The sequence below is a fragment of the Vibrio profundum genome, from assembly GCF_050337555.1.
GTDB lineage: Bacteria > Pseudomonadota > Gammaproteobacteria > Enterobacterales > Vibrionaceae > Vibrio > Vibrio profundum.
On sequence record NZ_JAKJTA010000011.1, the window covers coordinates 193,749 to 200,270 of the forward strand.

Here is a 6,522-nt window from a genome sequence, read left to right on the forward strand (position 1 = left end):
GTCTTTTACATTAAGAAAAATTTATGAACAAAAGCCTACTCACCAATTTGCTATCCTTAATCCTTCTCGGCGCAGGGTATCAATTTAATAATCAGATTTTACTTTACGCTGGTCTATTTGCATTCTCAGGCGCAATCACTAACTGGCTTGCCATCCATATGTTGTTTGAAAAAGTACCGGGGCTATATGGCTCCGGTGTAATTCCAGCACGGTTTGAAGAGTTTAAGGCTGCGATTAAGAACTTGATGATGGAGCAGTTTTTCACCAAGGATAATATTGATCGCTTCCTAAGCAGCGAAATGGCGGGAGATAAAACACTGAATTTAGAGCCAATTCTAGATAAAGTGGACTTCAATCCAACCTTTGATTCTCTGGTTGAAGTGATCGGAAACTCTCAGTTTGGTGGCATGTTGGCCATGTTTGGTGGCACAGAAGCATTAGAACCACTGAAACAACCGTTCGTGGAAAAAATGCAACAAGCAGTCGTGGATATCAGCCAAAGTGAAGGCGTGAAAAAGGCGATTAAGCAGCAATTTGAAACACCAGCGATGCTAGATGAAATCACAGCCAATATCGAAAACATCATTGACCAACGTTTGAATGAGCTGACGCCGAAGATGGTCAAAGAAATGGTGCAGAAAATGATCAAAAACCACTTGGGTTGGTTGGTGGTATGGGGCGGTGTATTCGGTGGCATTATCGGTATCGTCTCTGCCCTTATTGCAGCTTAGCTTTAGCCTAAATAGGATAGCTAACGCGGCAAAACTAACGTCGCAAAACTAACGACGATAAATTAAGCCCTTATCGGTCATTCTAGACCAGACTATAAATCAAAAAGGAGAACCCGTGGGCTCTCCTTTTTTAATTCGAACGCTGCGATTTTATATCAAACTATCTCTAACCAATCTGGATTGATGCCGAAACTTTTTTTATGTTGCCCAATGACAACTTCACTGCGCGTTTGAATCACACCCGGTAATGTTCCCAACTTACTGGACATGAAGGTTTGGTAACTTTTCATATCCTTGACCCGAACCTTAATCATGGTATCGAAGTCTCCAGAGAGCGTGTAGCACTCTTCTATCTCTGGCATCAAGGCCACCGCTGCCGCGAACTTATCGAAGATCGAAAAGCTCGACTGGTCTAAACGAATATGAATAAACACTTGTACATCTAGCCCCAGCTTTTCTGGACTGATCTCTGCGTGATACCCTCGAATATACCCTTCTTTCTCTAGCCTCTTAACTCTGTCGGAGCAAGGTGAGTTGGTTAGATTTATCTGCTTCGCTAAATCCACCACTGACAGGCGACCCTTCAATTGTAATGCGCGTAAAATTTCGCGATCTATTCTGTCTAAATCCATAATCGCTATACTGAATGTGTATAATTTGAAAAATACAGATGCATCGCTTGTCGTCCTTCATTGGTACGTAAGCCCATATGAAGCGATATCGGATACACTGCGGTTACTCCCCTCAACCTAACTCACTCTGGCTTGGGTAAATTCAACGTCATTGAGCTCAGTATGATGATTGCAAACCCGGCAAAAACCTTGCTTTTCCATCTTTAGATAATGGCCGCCCTGAAAGACGACGGTGACTAAATTCTGAACCCGTTGCAATACCGAACCTCGCTCTTGTCGACTACGTTTCATCACCACTTTATGTGGGGTAGGTTTGCGACAACAAGGGCAGTGAAAAGTTGGCATGAGGTTCCTCCTAACAAGGGGTTATTAACTGATACTTAGCTCAATATCATAAAAATGGTAGACGCGGGGCAGACTTTAACAAAAGATCGTGAGTAAGGTCAGGTAAAAACTCAAAAATTGCACACAATTTACACTAGAACGGAATGAAAAAGCCCTGAACATGTCAGGGCTTAGATCGGCTTATTAGTATGAACCTGACTAGTGGCTGTCGCTACCAAGCTCTAGCAAGGTCGCATTGCCGCCAACCGCGGTAATGTTGATCGTACGAGTACGTTCAGTAATAAAACGCAAGCATAGATGAGGGTCTAATGCACAAGTCACTTGTTCAAAGTCAGTTTCAGACACTAAACCAATCAACGCACCATCACGCTGGGCAAGCTGACGGTTAATCTCTTGCTCTGTATTTGCACTTCCTATGTAGCCCGCACCACTGATGTTCGCTTCCAACAGCTGATGATAAGCATCAAATGGCGCGACTTGCACTAAGTGAGCTGGCAAATTCGTACAGATATCACCGATTAATTGCGTCACTTCGTTATCGTCACTGCACAGGACCACGCTATTACCCGCCGCTAATGCCGCCGTCAATTGCGCCAGCAAGATTTGCTGCGCACTCACACCCGTTGCATCATGCATTAACACAACGACGCCACGGCCAGAGGTATACAATTCGTTTGTCTCACCCGTTGGGCCAACTAAATCGTGCGTCTTGTCCAGCAACGTTCTCGCGCACTCTAGATGATAAGAAACAACCGAAGATAGCTCTGAGCTTTTCTTATCTAGCGTGTTATATACTGATAGTAATTGCTTACTTCTAAACGAAAATTCATTTGCATTCCAACTTTCCCATGCTGAGTAAGCGTCAGAAAAACGAGTCACTTGATGTACCATAATAGGTTCCCTTACTTCAGATTAAGAAAATTGTACGCGAGTAAAACGATATAGGTAGTGTGGACCACCTGCTTTTGGTCCTGTACCTGACAGCCCTTGGCCACCAAATGGCTGCACGCCGACCACGGCACCAACCTGATCGCGGTTGATATAGCAGTTACCCACTCGCGCATGTTTTTCAATCCAGCGATAGGTAGTTTCATTGCGGCTATGCACGCCCATAGTGAGACCAAAACCAGTGTTGTTGATCTCGTTGACTACGTTCGCTAGATTGTCCGCAGAGTATCGTACGATATGTAAAATCGGACCGAAATGCTCTTCATGTAGGCACTCAATTCCAGATATTTCGAACGCACTTGGTGGGACGAAATCACCGTGCTGGCATTGCTCTCCAAGCTCGATTTGCGCCAGTTTTTTCTGGTTACGAGTCATTTCTGCAATGTGCGCTAGTAATTTCTGCTTGGCGTTACCATCGATAACCGGCCCAACATCAGTGCTATGCAGATGAGGGATACCAACACTTAACTCATTCATCGCGCCTTGAATCAGTTCAACAATGCGATCGGCGATGTCTTCCTGAACGTATAACACGCGCAGTGCAGAACATCGCTGACCAGCAGATGCGAACGCAGAACGAATCACATCACGTACCACTTGCTCTGGCAAGGCCGTGCTATCAACGATCATCGCATTTTGTCCGCCAGTTTCGGCGATAAATGGTACAGGGGCAACATTACGCGCCGCCAATGTTTGGTTAATGCGCTGTGCTGTTAGAGTCGAACCCGTAAAAGCAACACCCGCGATGTTCTCATGGCTGGTCAATGCCGCGCCAATTTCGGCGCCTCTGCCTGTTAGCAGCTGAACGGTACCTGCTGGGAAACCAGATTCGTTCATTAACTCAATCGCACGAGCGGCAATCAAACTGGTTTGCTCCGCAGGTTTCGCCACGACGGTATTGCCTGCCACTAAGGCAGCCGTAATTTGGCCTAGGAAAATCGCCAATGGGAAGTTCCAAGGGCTAATACAAACAAAAACTCCGCGGCCTTGGCGGCTGATGTTACGTGTAATGGAATCAAAGCCAGTCATAGAGACAACATCTAGCTTATTCGCCTGTTTCGCATAGTAGCGACAGAAATCGACCGCTTCACGCACTTCATCAATGCTGTCATGGATCGTTTTACCGGCTTCTTTATGGCAAATAGCCACTAGCTCAGCAAGGTTGTCTTCTAATTTGTCAGCTAATACGTCAAGTAACTTCGCTCGACTCTCAATGCTTGATTGACTCCAAGTTGAAAACGCAGCAGTCGCACCATCAATAGCTTGGGAAACATGATCAAGGTTTGCATGCATTAGCTTACCGACAGCAATACGTCGGTCGTATGGCGCCGTCACAGCTTCAGCCGTCACGCCATCCTTGATCATGCTTTCGAATTGGGCGCAGCCATCAATAATAGGTCCGGCCTGCCAGTTTGATTGCATGTGCAGATCAACTTTCGCTTGGAATGGCGCGGCTTCGCTATCGATATCAATATTCACACCTAGTGAGTTTTTACGCTCAGGGAAGATAGCCCGTGCAAGTGGGATTTGCGTGTTATGCAAAGTCTCACACGCTAGCAAAGCGTCGACTGGGTGGTGAGTTAAGTCAGCAATTGGGCAGCTAGCATCAACAAGACGGTGGACAAACGAACTGTTCGCGCCATTTTCTAGCAGACGACGAACCAAGTACGGTAATAAGTCCTTATGGCTACCAACTGGCGCATAGATACGCACTGATTGTTGGTAGGCTTCTTTAGCATGATTGTAGAGTGCATCGCCCATGCCGTGCAGTCGTTGGAATTCAAAATCTTTGTGCTGAGCCATGACCGCAATAGACGAAACGGTTTGTGCATTGTGGCTAGCAAACTGTGGGAAAATGTTACCACGAACATTCTCACTCAGTAAGAAACGTGCGCACGCCAAATAAGCAACGTCAGTAGCTTCTTTACGTGTATACACTGGGTAACCAGTAAAACCAGCTTGTTGAGACCACTTGATTTCACTATCCCAATAAGCGCCTTTTACCAAGCGAAGTGGAATCAAATCGCCTTGCTCTTTCGCCAACTTGTTGATCCACAACAATACTGGCAATGCGCGTTTCGAATAAGCTTGTATCACTAAGCCGAACTTGCCCCAACCTTTGACCACATCGCTGCAATACACTTTTTCAAAGAGTTTCAGTGACAATTCAAGGCGATCGGCTTCTTCCGCGTCAATCGTGATAGCAACGTCTAGTTCCACCGCACGGCGTAGTAGATTAACTAACGTATCGTACAGCTCAGTGAGCACGCGTTCTTCATTGGCAACTTCATAGCGAGGGTGCAATGCTGAAAGTTTGATAGAGACAGAAGGCGCAGGGCTGTTGCCTTTGGTATAACCATCTTTGCCTACCGCTTCAATCGCGGTTAAGTAATCTTGGTAGTATTTGTCAGCATCGCGGCTAGTGAGAGCGGCTTCACCTAGCATGTCGTAAGAGTAAGTGAATCCTTTATCTCGCATTGGGAGGCCATTTTTCTGGGCTTCTTTAATGCTACGACCCAATACGAATTGGTGACCCATCACCTTCATGGCTTGATGCATCACTTTGCGTACGACTGGCTCAGATAACTTGTTCACTAAGCTGTTTACGGCTTGATTGGCACTGGCCATCCCTTGATTAGGAAGACCAATGACTTTGCCCGTTAGCATTAAGCCCCAAGTGGAAGCGTTAACAAATATAGAGTCAGAATTTTTGAGATGAGACTTCCAATCAGCCACACTGAGTTTATCTTTGATCAACGCATCTGCGGTCGCAGAGTCAGGGATACGCATTAACGCTTCAGCCAAACACATTAGTAAGATACCTTCTTTGGTATCTAAGCTGTATTCGAGCAGCAATGCATCAATCATTTGAATCGCTTTTTTGTCCGCGCGAATCGCTTCAATTAATTCAGTGGTTTTGGTTGAAATTTGTGATTTTTCAGCATCACTTGGTGTCGCTAATGGCAAAAGTTGCTTTAACCATTCTGATTCGTCGATCATATATAATGGCGAAATCAGTGACCAAAGCTCACTTCGTGGCTGTTCAACAAATTGTGCTTTTAGCACGTCGGTGGCAATAAACATTTCGTTACCCTCAATCTCAATCCCAAAAAGGGGGGAATCTTACGATGGCCGAAGTGTATTTTGCGTCGAGGGTTAATGCTTGTCAAAAACTCCGATGTTTTTGTGAAAAACTGTGGTGATCAACATTTTCCCCCTATCATCACACCTCATTTATACCATTTTTTATACTGAGAAGGAGACATGCCTAGCGCACGGGTAAAGCGGTGAGTCAACGCGCTTTGACCTGAAAATCCGGTTAATTCCGCCACTTGACCAATCGAAAACTGGCCTTGTTCGATGAGCACTTTGGCTTTTTCTAAACGTTTCGCTAATACGTATTGATGAGGCGTCACGCCTAATTTTTCTTTAAATAAACTATGGAACTGACTTTCACCCAAAAAAACACTCCCCGCCAATTGGGAAACCGAGATCTTATGAGCGAGATGCTGATCAATATACTGATCAATGTTGTCCAAACTAAAACGAGATCCCTTAATTGCTGGCCCTAAACGCGTGACATGACGCAACAACAACGCCATCACCGTATCACTGCATGCCTTTCGCAGTAAAAAATCTTCAGGGCAAGCGCGCATATCGTTAACCAAAATTTGGATCAACTGCTTAATTTGGCTATCTAAACTGAAGTAAATATCCGAGCGTGCTAACTCATTGAGTTTGGATAATAGTATTGGATCATCCCCACTCGGCTTGGGTAAATTGATCACCAAAATGTTCGGCTGATCCACCACCCCCCCGAAAGCATGATCAGAGCCACATGATACTATGCACCCCTGCCCCGGCCC

The 6,522-nt window shown here is 45.5% G+C and carries 6 protein-coding genes; 1 reads left to right on the forward strand and 5 read right to left on the reverse strand.

The window, feature by feature from the left end; translation table 11 throughout:
- Positions 1-23: 23 nt before the first annotated feature.
- Positions 24-731 (forward strand): DUF445 family protein, encoded by a 708-nt coding sequence (locus L4C34_RS12575; RefSeq protein ID WP_428789685.1) that lies wholly within the window; start codon positions 24-26, stop codon positions 729-731.
- A gap of 155 nt (positions 732-886) precedes the next feature.
- Here the strand turns inward: L4C34_RS12575 and L4C34_RS12580 are convergent, their stop codons facing one another.
- The 5 genes from L4C34_RS12580 to L4C34_RS12600 form a co-directional block, all read right to left on the reverse strand.
- Positions 887-1,363, reverse strand: a complete 477-nt coding sequence (locus L4C34_RS12580; protein ID WP_428789686.1) for an Lrp/AsnC family transcriptional regulator — start codon at positions 1,361-1,363, stop codon at positions 887-889.
- A gap of 117 nt (positions 1,364-1,480) precedes the next feature.
- The gene (locus L4C34_RS12585; RefSeq protein ID WP_428789687.1) at positions 1,481-1,708 is read right to left on the reverse strand and encodes a hypothetical protein; all 228 of its coding nucleotides are present in this window, start codon (positions 1,706-1,708) and stop codon (positions 1,481-1,483) included.
- Positions 1,709-1,906: 198 nt separating this feature from the next.
- Positions 1,907-2,599 (reverse strand): 1-pyrroline-5-carboxylate dehydrogenase, encoded by a 693-nt coding sequence (locus tag L4C34_RS12590; protein ID WP_428789688.1) that lies wholly within the window; start codon positions 2,597-2,599, stop codon positions 1,907-1,909.
- A 21-nt stretch (positions 2,600-2,620) separates the two neighbouring features.
- On the reverse strand, positions 2,621-5,740 hold the full coding sequence (gene putA, locus L4C34_RS12595) for a bifunctional proline dehydrogenase/L-glutamate gamma-semialdehyde dehydrogenase PutA (protein WP_428789689.1): 3,120 nt from the start codon (positions 5,738-5,740) through the stop codon (positions 2,621-2,623).
- Positions 5,741-5,886: 146 nt separating this feature from the next.
- The coding region (locus L4C34_RS12600) for a helix-turn-helix domain-containing protein (RefSeq protein WP_428789690.1) at positions 5,887-6,522 on the reverse strand (636 nt) is incomplete at its 5' end.